Raw genomic sequence first — 17852 nt, 5'->3', positions numbered from 1 at the left:
CCTGCATCTTCTGGCCGCCCTTGACCCACGGCAACAAAGCTTTGGGAGCATGTTTATGCGCTTTGCGTCGCTGCATCAGGGTGATCACCAGGGAAATGTGGGCCCGAGGCAGGGCGGGTCGATGGTGTAATCGCGACGGCCGGGGTGCTGCGCCCACCGGCACCTCCCAGCGAGCCCTCTTCCATGCACCAAGCCCTAGCGTCCCTACTCGCCCCTCTCGCCTGCGCTGCCCTGTTGTGTGGCAGCCCCGTGGCCCGGGCCGCCAATCCCACGAGTTCTGGCAATTGCGAGGAAAGCTCCACCAACATGTCCGAGGTGCGTGCCTGCCTGCAGGAGCAGAACGTGGCCCTGGTCAATGCCGCCTACGTCTCGCTGTCGCTCAAGCTCAAGGCGCGCATGCCCCAGGCGTCGGAAGAGCTGGAAGTGGCGCAGAGGAACTGGGTGCAGTACGCGCGCAGTGCCTGCGAGTTTCTTTCCGAGTTCAACTCGGCCAGCTTTGCCAAGGACGATGCGCGCACCAACTGCTGGAGCGACTTCGCCCGCGCCCGCGCCAAGCAGCTCAAGTCCTGGGAAATGCAGCTGGACAAGAAGCCCTGAGGGCGGGGACGCTGCTCACTGGTAGTTCAGCGTGAAGGTGGCCCTGCCGTTGGCCTGCCCCGTCGTGACTGCCGCAGCGGTCTGCACGTATTTGGCAGTCAGCGGGATCTTGAACTGGGCAACGCCCTGAACGATGGTTCCCGCACTCCATTGGTTGGTGTTGCCAGGCACGTTGGAGTCGGGGCCGTATGCGAGTGCGGTGCCATCCTTCAGTATCTGTATGCCTATTCCGGTGGCAACCGGTTTGCCGCCTGACGTGGCCTGGCTCAAGGTCAGGACGGTGCTCCGATTGCTGGTGTCGTTGGCATCGGTGAGCGTGACGTGGGGGTGCAGAACGCTTGCGGGCGCGCCGCCCTTGCATTCCAGCGTGATGTCGAAGTGCTGGGGGATGGAGGTGGATTGGAGGCCCGTGAATCGCAGGATGGGCACAGCGCCCATGGGTACGGAGATGGCCGAGGCGGCCACCGAGCAGGAGGGACCGACCACCACCCTGGTGCGGCCGGACAGGTTGACGTATCCTGCGGTGCAGCCGGGGCACTGGAATCGCATCTCGACGTTCATCCCGGAGCCCGTTAGCGTGCCAGCGGAAACGTTGCCGGTTTTCACCAGCTCGATCCAGACATCCTGGCGGGATGAAGTATTCCAGAAATAACCCAGCGCGCCCGAATTATTTTCTGATTCGGTGGTAATGGGCATGGTTCTGCCACTGGGAGCGCCGGGGCCGCGCCATGTGGCCCACCAGCGGATTCCAATGCCGGGAATATTGGTGCTGTAGACATTATTGTATCCGGGCGTCTTGCTTCCGGATTGAACATTGGCAGCTACAACGGCTTTTTCAACATCGTACTCGAATGCCGTGTTCAGCACTGCTCGCAGATTAAATACGGTTACCGTAGACTTCCATAGCGTCGATCCGTTGGCGTAATTTCCGGGTACTGTTATTTCCTCGGGCAGTGAAATGTTGGAGCTGGTGGGGGAGAATACGCCGCCGGCAAAGGCATTGGTGTTCATCGTTGCCGCTGAAAAGGCGATGAGAAATGGAAGGGCGATCAATGCAAGGCGGCGTACTTGCGAAGGAAATGAGGGAATGAAAGAAAAATGCATGATACTGATTCGGTCCATTGCTGAAGTATGATTCTCGAAAATATCACGCAATAGTTTTATCAAACTTTTGAGTGACTAAGGAGGGGTGGAAATGAAAGCATCGAATTATTCGATGTGTGGCCTCTTAGGTATTTCACACTCTACGCCGAAGATATGAGTTGATGCAATCAGATTGTTCTGAAAATGGAGCGTGGCTCAGTCAAAAGCCGCCCATGCACGCCATTCGTAAAGAGCAAGGCCCGCGTGTCACGCAGCTCGGGCGTGTGGGTTGTCGCGCAGACAAGCCTGGTTCAGTCCGCTCGCGGCCCCGGCGACTGTCGTGAGCGCGCCAGGCCGCTCAGGTGCTGAGACGTGCGGTCGGAGAAGCGTCCCTGGCACCTCTGGCGGCTTGCCAGAGCGCATCGGCCAGGGCTGTGATCTCAGGGGCCAGGTGCAGGCGTTCCAGCCAGCGGCCCGCAATGCCGCTGGCGCCGTGGAAGGCTCCGGCCAACTGGCCCGTGATGGCTGCCGTGGTGTCGGCGTCATCGCCCAGGTTGGCGGCCTGCAGCACTGCGCCTTCAAAGCTGTCATGCCTCGCAAAGCACCACAGGGCCGCCTCCAGGCTGTCCACCACGTAGCCGCTGCCGCGAATCTGTGCGGCCGGCTTGTCGCGATAGTCGCCACGGGCAATCTCCCGCAGGCGCGGGCTGGCGCCGTCTTGCAGAACGCCGCCCAGGTCCAGAACCTGCGACCGGGGCAGTCCCTGCAGCGCCCGGCACAGCGCCACGGCGAACAGGCGGCAGGCCTGCAGGCATTCAGGTGCGGCGTGGGTGGTGCGTGAGCTGAGTTCAGCCATGCGCTGCACCAGGTCCTCGTCGGGGCCGAAGAACATGGGCACGGGCGCCAGCCGCATCAGGGAGCCGTTGCCGGCCTGGTCCGGGTCGGGCGATCCGGCCAGCGGATCGCCGGTGGCCAGGAAGCGCTGGATGGCCGCCCTGGTGGCCATGCCGATGTCAAAGCAGTTGCCGGTGGAACTCCAGTACCCCCATTCGTACCAGTTGGCATAGCGCGTCATCTGGTCGTGCGGGTCGCAGCCGCCGCGCTGGAGCAGGCTTTCGGCCAGGCACAGGGCCGTGGAGGTGTCGTCGGTCCACTTGCCTGCGGGCAGCGAGAACGGGCCGCCCCCGACCATGTCGGTCAGCGGCGCAAAGCTGCCGCGCGGCTGGAATTCCAGCGTCGTTCCCACGGCGTCGCCGCAGGCCAGGCCCAGCAGGGCACCACGGTATCGGTCCAGCGTGTCCATGGCCATGCCTGTGCTCTTGATCATGGTCGGTCAGGGAGCGGTGCTGCGCAGCCGCGCCCGCACCTGCATGAGGGCAAAGCCCAGCAGGTTCAGGCCCTGCCAGCGCGCGGGGTCGGTGACGCGCACATCGTCGGCAGCCAGGCCGATGCCCCAGATGGCGTCCACGGGGCTGGCCTCCACCAGAACCCGGTCGCCCGTGTTCAGCAGATAGCCGGCCAGGGCCGGGTTCTGGGAGAACTTGGCCTGGTTGGCGCGCACCACGATGCCCATGCGCGCGGCCACCCAGGCCGCTTCATCGAAGCCCTGGATGCCACGCCCCAGCTTCTTGGCCTCGCCCGGCGTGCGGCAGCGCACGATGGCCGCGTGCGCCGCCTCGTCGCCAAACAGCCGCGCCTTGCCCGCCATCATGAAATGCTCGGCCGTGGGGTAGTGCTGGCCATCGACCTCGAAGCCTGCCTCGAACCACTGGCTCATGCAGGTCTTGCCGATGGAGCCATCGGCCGCAGGCTGGTGGCCCCAGAACGGCAGAAAGCGCGGGGTGAGACCCTGGGCCATGGCGTGCTGGAGGTCTTGCAGGGAGGCGATGTGGTCTGTGGTGGTCATACGGAGTTCTCAGGTGCGCAATTCTTCCTGTCGAGCCGCACGTAGACGCGCTCCACGGGAGTCATGAGCATCGGATTTCCATCCTGGGCATGGGCCCGCTGCTCGATGACGAAGGATGTCATGTCAATGACCTCCAGCAGTTCCTCCGTGGCGAAACGGCGTAACAGCTTGCCACGCAAGCCCAGCTGGATGGCACGCAACGGCAGCTTGGCGCCGCTGGGGGCATGGTCCGGATCCCATTGCTGGCGCACCTCGGAGGTGGCCACCGCTTGCTGCCACTCGGGCAGGCCAGCGTAGAGCCGGGGGTTGAAGGTGGAAGGTACGGCGGCATCCAGCAGGCTCTCGAAGAAAGTCCGGCGTATGCGCAGGCCGAGGATGACTTCCTGGCCGGCCTTGGTCGCCCAGCCGCAGCGATACATCATCCAGAGGAAATTGGGCTTGATCCAGCTCATGCGCGTGAAGCTGAAGTCCGGGCCGCCGAACCGGCCATGCTCCAGCGCGTGAAGGCCGATGGCCGGGCGATAGGCCTGGTAGACCACCACGGTGGAGTCGTCGTAGTGGGCGAGGATGTGCTCTCCCTCGGAAGGCCAGGTGGCAGATTGCTGCAGGTAGGGTGCTGTTGCGAGATTCATGGTCTGTTCGTTGTCGCTGTCGTTGTCGTTGTTGTTGTAGGTGTTCTGAGGGCGCTGCGCCACGCTGCAGGGCCGGTCCTTCACACCACCAGGCAGCCCTGCCGGTCCGACAGGCCGATGGTGGCCTGCATGCCCGCCGTGAACTGCAGGTAGTCGGCCTCCATGCCGTCCGAGAAGATGACGCCATGGTCGGGCATGCGCGAGCGCAGGGTCAGCGGCTGGCCGGCCGTGACCTGGCCGTAGACCAGTTCGGCCGTGGAGGAGCGGCTGGGAAAGGGCTCGCGCACGGCGAAGTCCAGGCGTGGCGCATCCCAGGCGAAGGGCTGGTAGTCGAAGTCGGTGGACGCGCCGCGCACGGCGCGGGCAATGCCCATCGATCCCGTGACGATGCTCTTGATCCAGGCCGACGAGCCCAGCCCCGTGGCGACGATGAGGCCGGAGGACGACTGGGACTCCTGCCGCTCGCCCAGCGCGATGTCGTACAGGGCCGAGGTATGGCTGCGCGGGCCGATGAACAGGTCGTTGGCGGCGCGCAGCACCTGGCCGTCGCTCAGGCGTGCCTCGGCCAGGGTGACGGCGCGCGTGGGGCGGCGGTTGGCGGCCACGTCGCCCAGCAGGGCGGCCAGGTCGGCGGGGGCGAAGGGCAGCAGCAGGCCGTCCCAGCGCGCGGGCTCGGGGTTGACGCCGATGAGCGGCTGGCCGTCCAGGTATTTCATGGTGTTGGCCACCATGCCGTCCTGGCCCAGCGCCACCACGATGTCGTCGGCGCCGAAGACGAAGTTGGGCACCAGGGCGCGGTCCACGATCTGGTAGCGGCCGCGTGCCTCCAGGGCCTGCACCACGGCCTGCAGGGCGGCGGCGTAGGCGGCGCTTTCGCGCAGGTAGTCGCCGAAGTCGGCACCCAGGTGCTCGATGTAGAAGCGCGCCTGGGACAGCGTGTGGTACCTGGCCACCAGCTCATCGAGCCGCGTGCGCCGCACCACCAGCACGGTCTTGCGTTCATTGGCGTTCACGGCGGCTCCTTGCGGGTTCGGGATCGGCCACGGCAGCTGCATGGCCTGCACCGGCGCCCATGAGCGACTGCAGCAGCTCGGGCGAGACGTTGAGCTGGCCGATGCGCTCGGCCTTCTCTGCAATGCCGCCAAAGGCCTGGGCGATGAGCTGGCCCGGCTGCATGCCCACGGCGGCCAGCGATTGCACGATGCGCGGATCGGCCTTTTCCAGGGCCTGCATGACGGCGCCCACGCGGTAGGCCTCGGCCTCGGCCAGGGTGCGGCTGTTGGCGGCCTGGCCTTCGACGAAGTCGCGGCGGCTGGCCTCCAGCGCCACGTCGGCGGACATCTGTTCGGCGCGCAGCTCGTTTTCCTTGCGCATCTGGGCGGCCTTGGCTTCCAGCTGGGCCTCGCGGATCTGGCGCTTTTTCTTTTCCACGGCCACGTCGGTATCGAGCTCGTTCTGGCGGATGGCGCGCTCGTTTTCCACGGCAGCCATGCGGCGGGCATAGACGGCGTCGTCGGCGGCCTTGAGGTTGGACTCGCGCGCCTCGGCTTCCAGGGCGCGGGCGATGTCGGGCGTGGGTTTGACGGCCATGACCGAGACGCCCAGGATCTCCAGCCCCAGCGCCTCGATCTCGGGCTGGGCGGCCAGCTCCTGCTGGGCCGTGCGCGCAATGAGTGCCGAGGAGCGCAGCGCCTGCTTGAGCTCCAGCGCCTGCACGGCCTGCTGGATGATGACCTCGGCCTGCATGGTCACGCGGTCGCCCAGGCGCTGCGGGTCTTCGGACAGGTATTTCTGGCCGTCGCGCGCCAGGGAGAAGTCCATCAGCGTGGCGGTCTGGCGCGGTGTGCTGATGCGGTAGGTGACCTGGCCCTGCACGGTGACGCTCTGGAAGTCGGCCGTCACCAGCTCCAGCATGAAGTGGCAGTCCTGGCTGCCCACGGGCACGGCGACCAGGGTGGTGGTGGGCGCGTAGTAGAAGAAGGACTGGCCCGCACCCTCGCGCACCACCTTGCCGGCGCGGAACTGCATGAGGTGGACCGTGGGTTGGGACTTGATGAAACGGATGCCGAACATGGTGCTTCTCCTTTAAGTTGCTCTGTGCAACTTGTATGGGTTGCATAGTGCAACTTAAAATCCGGCACGTCAAGCACAATCCATCCCATGGCTGAAAAAAATTCCCCATCCCCGCAGGGCGTGCTGGACTTCCCGCGCCCTTTCACCACGGTGGACGTGGTCATCTTCACGGTGGCAGACGATGCCCTGCAGGTGCTCCTGGTGCAGCGCCCCACGGCGGGCAGCGAGCCCTTCCCGGGGCTGTGGGCGCTGCCCGGCGGCTTTGTGGATGTGCGCCAGGACGCAGACCTGCTGGCCTGCGCGCGGCGCAAGCTGCTGGACAAGACGGGTGTGGACAGCCCCTACCTGGAGCAGCTGGGAAGCTGGGGCGGCGCGGCGCGCGACCCGCGTGGCTGGTCGGCCACGCATGTGTATTTCGCGCTGATCCCGGGCCATGACCTGATCCTGGCCAAGGGCGCGAATGCGGCCGATGTGTCGTGGTTTGCCGTCGATGAACTGCTGCGCGCGCCTGCGCTGGCCTTCGACCACGGCGAGATCCTGCGCGCAGCGGTGGAGCGGCTGCGGGGCAAGGTGGAATACACCTCGCTGCCGGCCTTTCTGCTGCCCGAGCCTTTCACGCTGCCGCAGCTGCAGCAGGCCTACGAAGTGGTGCTGGGCCGCCCCGTGGACAAGAGCGGTTTTCGCACGCGCATGATGGCGGCCGGCTTTCTGGTGGAGGCCGGCCAGGTGGAGGGCACGTCACGCCGCCCCGCCATGGGCTACTGCCTGGCCGACCGCAGCGCGCCCGTGGTGTTTCCGCGCACCTTCAGCCCGCGCGGGTGAGGGCGACCTTCGATCAGGATCAGGATCAGGATCAGGCGCCCAGCAGGCTGCAAAAGCGCTGCATGTCCACGTTGCCGCCGCTCAGGATGATGCCCACGCGCCGGCCGCGCAGCTCCTCGCCTTTCTGGCGCGCGGCGGCCAGGCCCAGGCAGCCGGTGGGCTCGACCACGAGCTTCATGCGCGTGGCCAGGAAGCCCATGGCATCGACCAGCTCGGCATCGCTGGCGGTGAGGATGTCGGTCACGTCGCGCTGGATGATGGGGAAGGTGATGCCGCCCAGGTGCTGGGTCTGGGCGCCGTCGGCAATGGTCTTGGGGGTGTCTATGTGGACGATGCGGCCTGCGCGCAGCGACTGCTGGCCGTCGTTGCCGGCCTCGGGCTCCACGCCGTAGAGCGCGCAGTCGGGGCTGAGCGCGCGTGTGGACAGGGCGGTGCCCGACAGCAGGCCACCGCCGCCCAGCGGCACGAAGAGGGCGTCGAGCGGGCCGGTTTCCTCCAACAGTTCCTTGGCGGCCGTGCCCTGGCCGGCCAGCACGTCGGCATGGTCGTAGGGCGGGATCAGGGTCAGGCCATGGCGCTCGGCCAGGTCGCGCCCGATCTGCTCGCGGTCTTCGGTATAGCGGTCGTAGACCACCACCTGGCCGCCATAGCCCTTGGTGGCCGCCACTTTGGCGGCGGGCGCGTCATGCGGCATGACGATGGTGGCGGGGATCTCCAGCAGCCGCGCTGCCAGGGCGATGGCCTGGGCGTGGTTGCCCGAAGAAAAGGCCACCACGCCGGCCTTGCGCTGCGCCGGGCTGAAGCGAGACAGGGCGTTGAACGCGCCGCGGAACTTGAAGGCGCCCATGCGCTGCAGGTTCTCGCACTTCAGGAAGACACGTGCGCCCAGCGCCTCGTCCAGCGTGCGCGAGGTGAGCACGGGCGTGCGGTGGGCATGGCCCTGGATGCGTTGGGCCGCTGCGGCCACGTCGTCATAGGTGGGAAGGCTTGTCATCGGTACGGGAGAGAAGGAGTTGCAGATCGGCGGGGTGCCGGGACCTACTTGGCGTAGCTGTAGACCGTGGCGCGCGACACGCCCAGGTGGGCGGCAATGGTCTCCATGGAGCGGCGAAGGTCCAGCAGGCCGTCGCCCTTGAGTTCACGGACCAGGGCGCGCCGCTCCTCGGGCTTGAGGGCGCGCGGCGTGGTCGCCAGGCGCGCCGCGAACTGGTCGATGCGGGCGCGCACCGCGTCGGCACCGGCCCCGGCGCCCATGGGCGCCAGCATTTCGCGGGCCGGCGTGTCGCCGCTGACGGCGGCAAAGCGGTTGAGCATGCTCTGGAAGCCCTGGAACATCGTCAGGTCCACATTCATGCACAGGGCGGCGATGTAGCGGCCCTCGGAGTCGCGGATGCCGATGGACGTGCTCTTGGCCTGGCGGCCATCGGCGAACTGGTTGGGGTAGTTGGCGATGACCTGCTCGTAGCCGGGGTCCTGGATGCGGGCCAGGCCCAGCTCGGTCGCGCCCTGGCCGACCTCGCGGCCCGAGAGATTGTTGTGGATGGCCAGCACCGCATGGGACGGGTCGAGCAGGTCATGCACCACCACCTCGCAGAACGGGGCAAGGGTCTGGCCCAGGCCTTCGGCGATCTTGGCCACCTGTTCCAGCAGTTGGCGCTGCTCGGGAGTGCGTTGTGTCATATTGGACATTTTGTTTTGAATTGGACAAAATGTCAAAACTCAGGCGACCTGCCTTCTTGTCCGTTTCTTGTGCTCCCTGCCATGTTCGACACCCTTGTTCACCTGCTGCAATCCCAGGACGCGCGCTTTCGCGTGATCGAGCACCCTGCCGAGGGCCGCTCCGACCTCGTCGCCGAAATCCGGGGCACGGCACCCGGCCAGGGTGCCAAGGCCATGCTCTGCAAGAGCCGCGATGCGGCCGGTGCGGGCTATCCCCAGCTGTTCCTGGCCGTGCTGCCCGGCGACCGCAAGCTGGACTTCAAGCGCCTGGCCCAGGCCGTGGGCGTGCGCAAGGCCACGCTGGCCTCGCCCGAGGAGGCCCAGGCCGCCACCGGCTGCGTGATGGGATCGGTGCCGCCGTTCTCCTTCAACCCGCAGGTGCGCCTGGTGGTGGACCCGGCACTGGTGGAGCGCTTTGCCGAGATCGCCTTCAATGCGGGCCGGTTGGACCGCTCCATCGTGCTGGACTCGGCCGACTATGTGCGCATTGCCCGGCCCGCGCTGCACAGCCTGAGCGGGGATGGCGCCGATTGACCCGGGGGCCGGGCGGTGCCCACAATCGCAGCAACGCTCGCACATCCTTTCCTGACCATGACCACCCCTGCCAGGCAGTTCCCCGACCGGCCCGATGCGGCCGGCTTTGTGCGTGCGGCGCTGGCTGCCGCACTGGCCCAGGTGCAGTCGCATATGGATGCTGTGGACGCCGGCAGCAGCGAGGCCGAACGCATCCACCAGCTGCGCGTGGCCCTGCGGCGCCTGCGCACCCTGCTGCGCGAATGCGCAGGGCTGGCGCCCGGCATGCGCGCCGAATGGGATGCCCCGCTGGCCCTGGCCTTTGCGCGCCTGGGCACGCTGCGCGATGCCGGCACCCTGGCCGACGTGGTGCGGCCGCTGCTGCAGGACGCCGATGCGCCCTTGTGCGAATGGGCCGTGCCGGATGCCGGGCAGGCCGACGCGGACGCGGCCGCTGCGGTCCGCGAGCCGCAGTTCCTGCAAACGCTGGCCGAGATCCATGCGCTGGCGCAGGCGCCTGCAGGCAAGCGGCAGCCCGGCCTGGTCAGCCTGTCCGCCGCAGGCACGCGCAAGTACCTGGCACGGCGGCTGGCGCGCCTGCACCGCCAGGTGCTGCGCGACGGCCGGCACTTCGACCGCCTGCCGCTGGCGCAGCAGCACCGCGTGCGCAAGCGGCTCAAGCGTCTGCGCTACCTGGCGGACTTTGCGCGGGAATTCGCGCCCGGAATGTGGCCCGGCAAAAAGGGCCGGCGCTTTGCCGAGGCGCTGGTGCCCGCCCAGGACGCGCTGGGCCTGCACAACGACATGGCCGTGGCGGCCGCGCTTTTTCGTGACCAGGCCGGCACGGATCCGCGCGCCTGGTTTGCCGCCGGCTACCTGCAGGCCCGCCTGGCCACCAGCGCGCGCAGCAGCCGCCGCGCGCTGCGTGCGCTGGCCCGCGTGCCGGGCTTCTGGGCCTAGACCGCATCAGCGATAATCCGCCGCTGGCGCACCGCCGCAGCCCCTGGGCCGTGGCGGTGCGCTGTTGCTGAAGGTGCCCCATGCCGCTTGCCGGCCAGGGGTTCAACGGGAAGCAGGTGCGCGATGCCATCGAGGTGGCCGCTCGCAATGCCTGCGCTGCCCCCGCAACGGTCAGCGGAATACAACTCCCCACGCTGGCGCGCCACCCACCGGTTGCGCGCCGCAAGCCACTGTGTCTGGACGGACATGGGAAGGCGGGGATGCCTGCTGCAGCGCGCCCACGATGCGCGCCGCAGCGTTCCGCAAGCCCGGATACCGGCCTTCTGCATTGCTTTCGGACGCCGCGGGAGTGCGCCTGTCCGGTCCGGCCCCAGCCTGCGCTGGCGTGGCCGGCTCCGGCGTGCGCGCCGTGCGGCGTGGTTCAGACGATAGGCCCCACGGGTGACTGGGGCAGTTGGATTCAACGCATGCGCTTCGCTTCTTTGGCCGCCGATTGTTCCGGCCCCTTTCCCCTTCCTCCCTTCCTGCGCCCGGCCACCGCTGCGGCCGTGCTGGCCTGCTGCGCCGCGGCGGCCGGCGCCGCACAGGAACCGGCGGCCGGCAAAGCCGGTGCATCCGCCGACGATGCGCTGGACGCCGTCTTCGTGACCGCCACGGCGCGGCCCGAGGCGCGCAGCCGCATCGCGGGCACCACGCAGACCATCGACCGCGAGGCCATAGAGCGCTCCAGCGCGCGCTCGGTCACCGACCTGCTGGCCGAGAACGCCGTGGGCTTTCTCAGCGAATGGACGGCGGCCCAGACCTCGATGAACCTGCGCGGCGCCTCCACCGACGGCCAGGGGCGCGACTTCCGCAGCCAGGTGCTGGTGCTGGTCAACGGCCGGCGCGCGGGCACGGCCAACCTGTCCAAGCTCAGCCCCTCGGATGTGGAGCGCATCGAGATCGTGCGCGGCCCGTCCTCGGTGATCTACGGCAGCCAGGCCATGGGCGGGGTGGTCAACATCATCATGAAGACGGGGGCTACGGCGCCCGGCACGCGCGCCCAGGTCCAGGCCGGCTCGTGGGACCTGTGGCGCACCGATGCGCAGACGGCCGGCGCCAATGACCGCTTCGACTGGTACTTCGGCGTGAGCGCAGGCGGGCGCGGCGACTACGAGTCGGGCGACGGCGGCACGCGCATGGAGAACACGGGCTGGAAGCGGCGCGGCGCCAGTGGCGCCCTGGGCTGGCAGCTGCACGAGCTGCACCGCGTGGAGCTGCAGCTGCGCACGGACGGCATCTACAACGCGGGCTTTCGCGGATCGGGCGCCAACATCTACAGCCGAGACAACCGCAGCAACCGCTCGCTGGACCTGACCTACGAAGGCGCACTGCCCGGCCAGCGCCTGAGCTGGACGACCCACCTCTACAGCCTGGTCGATACCGACGAGTTCAACTGGGCCTCGCCCGTGATCCGCTCGGGCAACAGTGCCGTGCCCGGCACGGCGCGCGACTACAACCACCGCCAGCTGGACGCCACGGGCCTGCGCTTTCAGCCGCGCCTGCGTGTCAGCCAGACCAATGACCTGCTGATGGGCTTCGACTGGGAGCGCAGCAAGCTGCGCTCCGACCGCCTGCGCGTCGCCATGCCGGGCGGCCCGGCGGGCCAGGTCGCGCCCTACGACAACAACCAGACCGAGCAGGTGCACGCGCTGTACTTCGAGGACGCGCAGACCCTGTTCGACGACCGCCTGACCCTGCGCGCCGGCCTGCGCAAGACCTGGGGCACGACGCGTTTCGACGAGACGCCCAACCTGGCCCTGGCCCAGGCCAGCACGCGCGACTACGACAACCACACCTGGTCGGCCGGCGCCACCTGGAAGGCCACGGACCGGCTCACGCTGCGCGCTGCGGCCTCCACGGGTTTCCGCGCGCCCACGGCCACGGAGCTGGCCTCGGACTTCACGGCCGTCGGCGGTGGCCGCACCTTCGGCAACCCCAACCTCAAGCCCGAGACCAGCCGCCAGATCGAGGTCGGCGCTGCGCTGCAGCAGCCCGGCTGGCGCGTGGATGCGGCCCTGTTCCAGAACACCATCAGCGACCGCATCATCACCGTCTCGCGCGGGGCCACGACCAATACCTCGGACTACGCCAACAACGCGGCCGACATCGTGGCGCGCGGCCTGGAAATGCAGGCCGACATGGACCTGGCGCGGGCGCTGAACCTGACGGGCCACCAGCTCAAGGCCTGGGCTGGCGGCTACTACCACTTCAGCATGCGGGACAAGGGATCGCCGGCCTCGGCCAATACCGACAAGGTGCAGCGCATGTACCGCTACGAGGCCTCGGCCGGTGTGCGCTACGGGCGCGGCAGCGGGCGCCTGCAGGGCGACTGGAGCCTGCAGCTGTCCACGCTGCTGCGCGGTCCCATGTGGTACGACACGGAAGAGGCGCTGCTCATCCCGCAGGGCGAGCCCCGCAGCACCTTCATCCACCGCAAGGGCGCCTTCACCATCTGGAACCTGCGTGCCGACTACCGCGTGTCGCCGGGCGTCAAGCTGTTCGCGGCCGTCAACAACCTGTTCGACCTGAACCGCCACCCCATCTTCATCGCGCTGGACCGTGCGCCCTGCATCGCCAACCCGGCGTACCAGAACGGCGGCTGCGGAACGTCGATGGCCGGGCGCGAACTCATGGTCGGCCTGCAGGCAGAGTTTTGAGGACCATGGCATGAGGCAATCCAGCACCACGCGCCGCCAGTTGCTGCGCCAGGGCGCGGCGGCGGCCCTGGGCTGCGGCCTGCCCGCGGCCTGGGCCGACACCGTCGCTTCAGGCGGTCCGGTGGTGCTGCAGGATGCGCTGGGCCGGCGCGTGGAGATTGCCGCGCCGCCGCAGCGCATCGTCTCCATCTTTGCCTCCAACACCGAGCTGGTGGCCGCGCTGGGCCTGCTGGACCGCGTGGTGGGCGTGGAGGATTTCACGCGCTTTCCGCCGGGCGTGGAGCGCATTCCCAAGGTGGGCGGGCGGCTGGGGTTCTCGGTGGACGCCGTGGTGGCGCGCCAGCCGGACCTGGTCATCGTCACGCCCGCGCGCCAGGCGGCGCACCAGCTGGTCGATCCCATGGAGCGCATCGGCGTGCCGGTGATGGTGCTGCTCAGCCGCTCGCTGGCCGAGGTGATGGACAACCTGCGCCTGGTGGCCCGCGCCACGGGCGTGCAGGCGCGCGGCCAGGCGCTGGCCCTGGCGCAGGAGGCGCGGCTGCTGCGCGTGGACCGGCAGGTGGCCGGCCAGCCCCGGCCGCGCGCCCTCATGGTCACGGGCCGGCTGGGCAACGGCATGCTGCTGGCGGCCCGGCCCGGCACCTATACGGGAGAGGCCATGGTGCGCGCGGGCGCCGCGTTCGCGCTGGACGGCCTGGGCACGGTGCCCCAGGTCTCGCCCGAGGCCGTGCTGGCCGCCGACCCCGATGTGCTGCTGTTCGCGGGCACCCAGGAGGCCATGCAGGACCTGATCGGCCAGCGCGGCTGGCGCGACCTGCGTGCCGTGCGCGGGGGCCGGGCCACCACGGTGGCGCGTGCCGAGTTCCTGATTCCCGGGCCGCGCACCTTCGGCGGCGTGGAAAAGCTCTCGCGCTGGCTGCACCCTGCGGCCTGGGCCGGGGAGGCCGCATGAATTCCCTCTCACATCCACCTGCGTGGCGCCCCTGGGCCGGTGCGGTCCTGCTGCTGCTGGCCAGCCTGCTGATCGCCGCCTGCGCGGGCCACCAGTGGGCCAGCCCGGCCGACCTGATGGCCGCGCTGGGCGGCGAAGACAGCCTGCGCAGCCGGCTGCTGCTGCAGTGGCGCGTGCCGCGCGTGCTGGCAGCCGCCCTGGTGGGCGCGCTGCTGGGCCTGTCGGGCGCCATCTTCCAGGGCGTGTTCCGCAATCCGCTGGCCGAGCCCTATCTGCTGGGCGCCTCGGGCGGCGCGGCGCTGGGGGCGACTGTCGCCCTGCTGGTTCCCATGCATTTATTGTTCGGCCTGCCCCAGGCATGGACGCTGCCCGTGCTGGCCTTTGCGGGCGCCTGGGGCTCGACCGTGCTGGTGCTGGCCGTCTCGCGCGTGGCCGGTGCCACCGATGCGGCCGGCATGCTGCTGGCCGGCGTGGCGCTGGCGGCCGTGCTGGGCGCGCTGCGCTCGTTCCTGATGCTGGCGCTGTCCGATGAGACGGTGAGCCTGCAGGTGGTGCTCAGCTGGGTGCTGGGCGGCATACAGACGCCGTCGTGGAGCGGGCTGGGCCTGCTGGCCGGTGCCTCCCTGGCCTGCCTGGCCGGGGCCATGGCGCTGGCGCGCGGGCTGGACCTGCTGGGCCTGGGGGCCGATGCGGCCCAGGGCTTCGGCCTGGATGTGGCGCGCTTCACGCCGCTGGCCGTGCTGGCCGGCTCGCTGGTGGTGGCCGTGGCCGTGGCCTATGGCGGGCTGGTGGCCTTCGTGGGCCTGGCTGCGCCGCACATCGCGCGCTGGATGGCGGGACCGCTGCACCGCGCGGCCCTGCCGGCGTCGGCGCTCACGGGCGCCATCATCGTCACGCTGGCCGATGCCATTGCGCGCAGCGTGCTGCCGCCGGCCGAGATCCCGCTGGGCCTGGTCACGGCCGTGGCCGGCGGGCCCTTCTTCATCGTGCTGCTGGCGCGCAGGCTGAGGTCCCCATGAACGATCAAGCCATGGACGGCGCCGTGCCACGCCTGCAGGCCCGGTCCCTCACGCTGCGCCACCGTGGCCGCAGCGTGCTGGACGCCGTCTCGCTGCAGCTGCCCGCCTGCGGCGCCGTGGCCCTGGTGGGACCCAATGGCGCGGGCAAGTCCAGCCTGCTGTCCCTGCTGGCGGGGCTGCAGGCGCCTGCATCCGGCAGCGTGCTGCTGGACGGGCAAGACATTGCAACCCTGCCCGTGGCCGAGCGCGCACGCCGCGTGGGCTACATGCCCCAGCGCTTTGCGCCGCACTGGGACCTGACGCTGGCCGAGCTCATGCACATGCGGCTGGCGGGCCGGGGAGATGTCGAGGCGGCCATTGCCGGCGCCGGGCTGCAGGATTTCGCGCGCAGGCGCTGGTCCACGCTGTCGGGCGGCGAGCAGGCGCGTGCCCTGCTGGCCACCGTGCTGGCCACCGACCCGCCCGTGCTGCTGGCCGACGAGCCCGGCGCCGCGCTGGACGTGCGCCACCGCCTGGCCCTGGTGCAGGCGCTGGCGCAGCGCGGGCGCGAGCGGCTGGTGCTGGTGGTCATGCATGACCTGGACCTGGCGCTGGCGCACTTCGGGCGCGTCATCGTGCTGGACCAGGGGCGCATTGCGCTCGATGGGGCCCCTGCCGAGCTGCTGCATGCGCCGGGGCTGGATGCCGTGTTCGGCGTGGATTTCGAGCGCATCGACGCACCTCCGCAAACCTTGCTGCGCGCGCGGCTGAAACAGGAGAACTGAACCCATGCGCATCGATCTGGCCGGCTGGACGCGCGACGCCACGCGCGGCGGGCACCGTGAATTCCTGGCGCTGTTCGAGCGCGCCGAGCGCCTGGGTTTCGAGGGCGTGTGGTTCAACGAATTCCGCGTGCCCGATACCGCCTGGCCCTATCCCTCGCCCCTGCTGCTGGCCGCCGCCGTGCTGGCGCGCACCGAGCGGCTGCGCGTGGGCACCTCGGTGCTGGTGCTGCCGCTGCACCATCCGCTGATGCTGGCCGAGGAGATTGCCCAGCTGGACCTGCAAAGCGCCGGCCGCATCGACGTGGGCGTGGGCCGGGGCACGGAGCCGGCCGCGCTGCGCGCCCTGCAGATCGATGCGGACAGCACGCGCGAGCGCTTCGAGCAGTCCTGCCGCATCCTGGTGGAGGCGCTGTCGGGCAGGCCCATCGTGGCGGGGCAGGGGCCGTGGAGCTTCGAGGACCGGCCCGCCCTGCCTTCGACCGTGCAGCGCCCCCATCCTCCGATCTATGTGGCCGGCTCCACGGCAGAGACCCTGGGCTTTGCCGTCGATCAGAATCTGCCCCTGCTGCTGAGCCTGGAGCCGCCCGAAGGCATGCAGCTGGAGCGCCTGGAGGCCGCTGCCCTGGAGCGCGGGCGCGATGCCGCCGCGCTGCGTGCGCGTTCATCGCTGGCGCGCTATGTCTGCATCGGTGCCGACGAGGCCGCCGTGCAGGCCCAGCTGGCCACGCTGTGGCCGCAGCTGTACCAGCGGCGCGTGTACTTTGCGGGCAAGCGCGGCGTGCCGGCCGACCAGGTGCTGCCCATCGATGTGACGCGCGTGCTGGCCGAGCAATTCATCCATGGCACGCCCGAGCAGTGCCATGCGCAGATCGCCGCCTTGCGCGAGCGCACGGGCATGGGCCAGCTGCGCTGCGTCTTCAACGCCAACGGCCTGTGGAGCGATGCCCAGGCCCTCGCCGGCATGGAACTGTTTGCGCAGGAGGTTCTTCCTTCATTGCGCAGCGCCGTGCCTTTCGCCACCGTCTGACTTCCTCTTTTTTCTGGAGAACCTTCCATGCAAACCGCCAAGATTCCCGCCACCATCGTCACCGGCTTTCTGGGCAGCGGCAAGACCACGCTGCTGCGCCACATCCTGGACAACGCGGGCGGCCGGCGCATTGCCGTCATCGTCAACGAGTTCGGCGAGCTGGGCATCGACGGCGAGATCCTCAAGGGCTGCGGCATCGGCTGCGACGACGAGGGCAACGAGCGCGAAGGCGCGCTGTACGAGCTGGCCAACGGCTGCATGTGCTGCACGGTGCAGGAAGAGTTCTTCCCCGTGATGCGCGCGCTGGCCGAGCGCCGCGACCAGATCGACGCCGTGATCATCGAGACCTCGGGCCTGGCCCTGCCCAAGCCCCTGGTCCAGGCCTTCCAGTGGCCCGAGATCGCCAACGTGTTCACCGTGGACGCGGTGGTCACCGTGGTGGATACGCCGGCGGCCGCCAGCGGCCAGTTCGCCGCCAATCCCCAGGCCGTGGACGAGCTGCGCCGCGCCGACCCCAACCTGGACCACGAATCGCCGCTGCACGAACTGTTCGAGGACCAGCTGGGCGCGGCCGACCTGGTGGTGCTCAACAAGACCGACCTGGCCGATGCCGAGGCCCTGGCGCGCGTGACCGCCCTGGTGCGCGAGGAGCTGCCGCCCGAGGTCAAGATCGTGCAATCGTCCCAGGGCCGCCTGCCGCTGGACGTGGTGCTGGGCCTGGCCAAGGCGGCCGAGACCACCATCGACCAGCGCGTGAGCCACCACGACCACGACGAGGACCATGACCACGACGACTTCGACTCCTACGTGATCGACCTGCCCGCCGTGGACCGCGACCGCCTGCTGGCTGCGCTGGAGACGCTGGTGGAGCAGCACAGCATCCTGCGCGTCAAGGGCTTTGCCGAGATCCCGGGCAAGCCCATGCGCTGGCTGCTGCAGGGCGTGGGCCGCCGCTTCGACCACCACTTCGACCGCGCCTGGCGCGAGGGCGAGGCACGCGGCACGCGCCTGGTGTTCATCGGGCAAGACCTTGACGAAGCAGCGCTGCGCAAGGGCCTGGAGAATGTGGCCGCCTGACCTTCCGAT

The 17852-nt window shown here is 69.2% G+C and carries 18 protein-coding genes and 1 riboswitch; of the genes, 10 read left to right on the top strand and 8 right to left on the bottom strand.

From position 1 onward, the window contains the following. Window positions 1–183 precede the first annotated feature (183 nt). Complete coding sequence (locus tag DTS01S_RS25625; protein WP_061289551.1) at window positions 184–597, top strand: lysozyme inhibitor LprI family protein; 414 nt, start codon at window positions 184–186, stop codon at window positions 595–597. Window positions 598–612: 15 nt separating this feature from the next. On the opposite strand, the gene DTS01S_RS25620 is transcribed toward DTS01S_RS25625, so the two are convergent. The 6 genes from DTS01S_RS25620 to DTS01S_RS25595 all read right to left on the bottom strand — a co-directional run bounded on the left by DTS01S_RS25620 (window position 613) and on the right by DTS01S_RS25595 (window position 6291). Further along, window positions 613–1701, bottom strand: a complete 1089-nt coding sequence (locus tag DTS01S_RS25620) for a fimbrial protein (protein WP_275824388.1) — start codon at window positions 1699–1701, stop codon at window positions 613–615. A 337-nt stretch (window positions 1702–2038) separates the two neighbouring features. After that, window positions 2039–3007, bottom strand: coding sequence for an ADP-ribosylglycohydrolase family protein (locus tag DTS01S_RS25615; RefSeq protein ID WP_254787870.1), 969 nt, complete (start codon window positions 3005–3007; stop codon window positions 2039–2041). Window positions 3008–3013: 6 nt separating this feature from the next. Further along, window positions 3014–3586 (bottom strand): NADAR family protein, encoded by a 573-nt coding sequence (locus DTS01S_RS25610; RefSeq protein WP_046239246.1) that lies wholly within the window; start codon window positions 3584–3586, stop codon window positions 3014–3016. Then, on the bottom strand, window positions 3583–4281 hold the full coding sequence (locus DTS01S_RS25605; RefSeq protein ID WP_254787872.1) for a DUF4291 domain-containing protein: 699 nt from the start codon (window positions 4279–4281) through the stop codon (window positions 3583–3585). Before DTS01S_RS25605 ends, DTS01S_RS25610 begins: the two co-directional genes overlap by 4 nt. 17 nt (window positions 4282–4298) lie before the next feature. Next, a complete protein-coding gene (locus DTS01S_RS25600; protein ID WP_046985172.1) occupies window positions 4299–5231 on the bottom strand; it encodes a diacylglycerol kinase catalytic domain-containing protein in 933 nt (310 codons plus the stop codon). Then, window positions 5218–6291, bottom strand: coding sequence for an SPFH domain-containing protein (locus tag DTS01S_RS25595; RefSeq protein WP_047219602.1), 1074 nt, complete (start codon window positions 6289–6291; stop codon window positions 5218–5220). The genes DTS01S_RS25600 and DTS01S_RS25595 overlap by 14 nt, the downstream gene beginning before the upstream one ends. A gap of 87 nt (window positions 6292–6378) precedes the next feature. Between DTS01S_RS25595 and DTS01S_RS25590 the strand changes: the two genes are divergently transcribed. Beyond that, window positions 6379–7113 (top strand): NUDIX hydrolase, encoded by a 735-nt coding sequence (locus tag DTS01S_RS25590; RefSeq protein ID WP_061289545.1) that lies wholly within the window; start codon window positions 6379–6381, stop codon window positions 7111–7113. Window positions 7114–7144: 31 nt separating this feature from the next. On the opposite strand, the gene DTS01S_RS25585 is transcribed toward DTS01S_RS25590, so the two are convergent. Continuing rightward, window positions 7145–8107 (bottom strand): threo-3-hydroxy-L-aspartate ammonia-lyase, encoded by a 963-nt coding sequence (locus tag DTS01S_RS25585; RefSeq protein WP_061289542.1) that lies wholly within the window; start codon window positions 8105–8107, stop codon window positions 7145–7147. A 44-nt stretch (window positions 8108–8151) separates the two neighbouring features. Then, window positions 8152–8793, bottom strand: a complete 642-nt coding sequence (locus DTS01S_RS25580) for a helix-turn-helix transcriptional regulator (RefSeq protein WP_046985177.1) — start codon at window positions 8791–8793, stop codon at window positions 8152–8154. A gap of 81 nt (window positions 8794–8874) precedes the next feature. Between DTS01S_RS25580 and DTS01S_RS25575 the strand changes: the two genes are divergently transcribed. The 8 genes from DTS01S_RS25575 (at window position 8875) to cobW (ending at window position 17843) form a co-directional block, all read left to right on the top strand. Beyond that, window positions 8875–9366 carry a YbaK/prolyl-tRNA synthetase associated domain-containing protein gene (locus DTS01S_RS25575; protein ID WP_061289539.1) on the top strand — a complete coding sequence of 164 codons (492 nt, stop codon included), beginning with the start codon at window positions 8875–8877 and terminating at the stop codon, window positions 9364–9366. Window positions 9367–9423: 57 nt separating this feature from the next. Further along, entirely contained in the window at window positions 9424–10305 is an 882-nt protein-coding gene (locus tag DTS01S_RS25570; protein WP_061289536.1) for a CHAD domain-containing protein, read from the top strand. 54 nt (window positions 10306–10359) lie between these two features. Then, window positions 10360–10643, top strand: a riboswitch (cobalamin riboswitch). A gap of 129 nt (window positions 10644–10772) precedes the next feature. Then, window positions 10773–13004 carry a TonB-dependent receptor gene (locus DTS01S_RS25565; protein ID WP_061289533.1) on the top strand — a complete coding sequence of 744 codons (2232 nt, stop codon included), beginning with the start codon at window positions 10773–10775 and terminating at the stop codon, window positions 13002–13004. A gap of 10 nt (window positions 13005–13014) precedes the next feature. Further along, the gene (locus tag DTS01S_RS25560; protein WP_061289531.1) at window positions 13015–13956 is read left to right on the top strand and encodes an ABC transporter substrate-binding protein; all 942 of its coding nucleotides are present in this window, start codon (window positions 13015–13017) and stop codon (window positions 13954–13956) included. Continuing rightward, window positions 13953–14975 (top strand): FecCD family ABC transporter permease, encoded by a 1023-nt coding sequence (locus DTS01S_RS25555; protein ID WP_061289528.1) that lies wholly within the window; start codon window positions 13953–13955, stop codon window positions 14973–14975. Before DTS01S_RS25560 ends, DTS01S_RS25555 begins: the two co-directional genes overlap by 4 nt. Beyond that, on the top strand, window positions 14972–15739 hold the full coding sequence (locus DTS01S_RS25550) for an ABC transporter ATP-binding protein (protein ID WP_174538936.1): 768 nt from the start codon (window positions 14972–14974) through the stop codon (window positions 15737–15739). Before DTS01S_RS25555 ends, DTS01S_RS25550 begins: the two co-directional genes overlap by 4 nt. Window positions 15740–15743: 4 nt before the next feature. Then, window positions 15744–16766, top strand: coding sequence for an LLM class flavin-dependent oxidoreductase (locus tag DTS01S_RS25545; RefSeq protein WP_061289522.1), 1023 nt, complete (start codon window positions 15744–15746; stop codon window positions 16764–16766). A 27-nt stretch (window positions 16767–16793) separates the two neighbouring features. Beyond that, window positions 16794–17843 carry a cobalamin biosynthesis protein CobW gene (cobW, locus tag DTS01S_RS25540; RefSeq protein ID WP_061289518.1) on the top strand — a complete coding sequence of 350 codons (1050 nt, stop codon included), beginning with the start codon at window positions 16794–16796 and terminating at the stop codon, window positions 17841–17843. Window positions 17844–17852 lie beyond the last annotated feature (9 nt).

Origin of the sequence: Delftia tsuruhatensis NBRC 16741, from assembly GCF_001571325.1 — a bacterium.
Taxonomy (GTDB): Bacteria; Pseudomonadota; Gammaproteobacteria; order Burkholderiales; family Burkholderiaceae_C; genus Comamonas; species Comamonas tsuruhatensis.
Note: the sequence above shows the minus strand (reverse complement) of the source record. Positions and strands in the feature narration are given on the sequence as shown.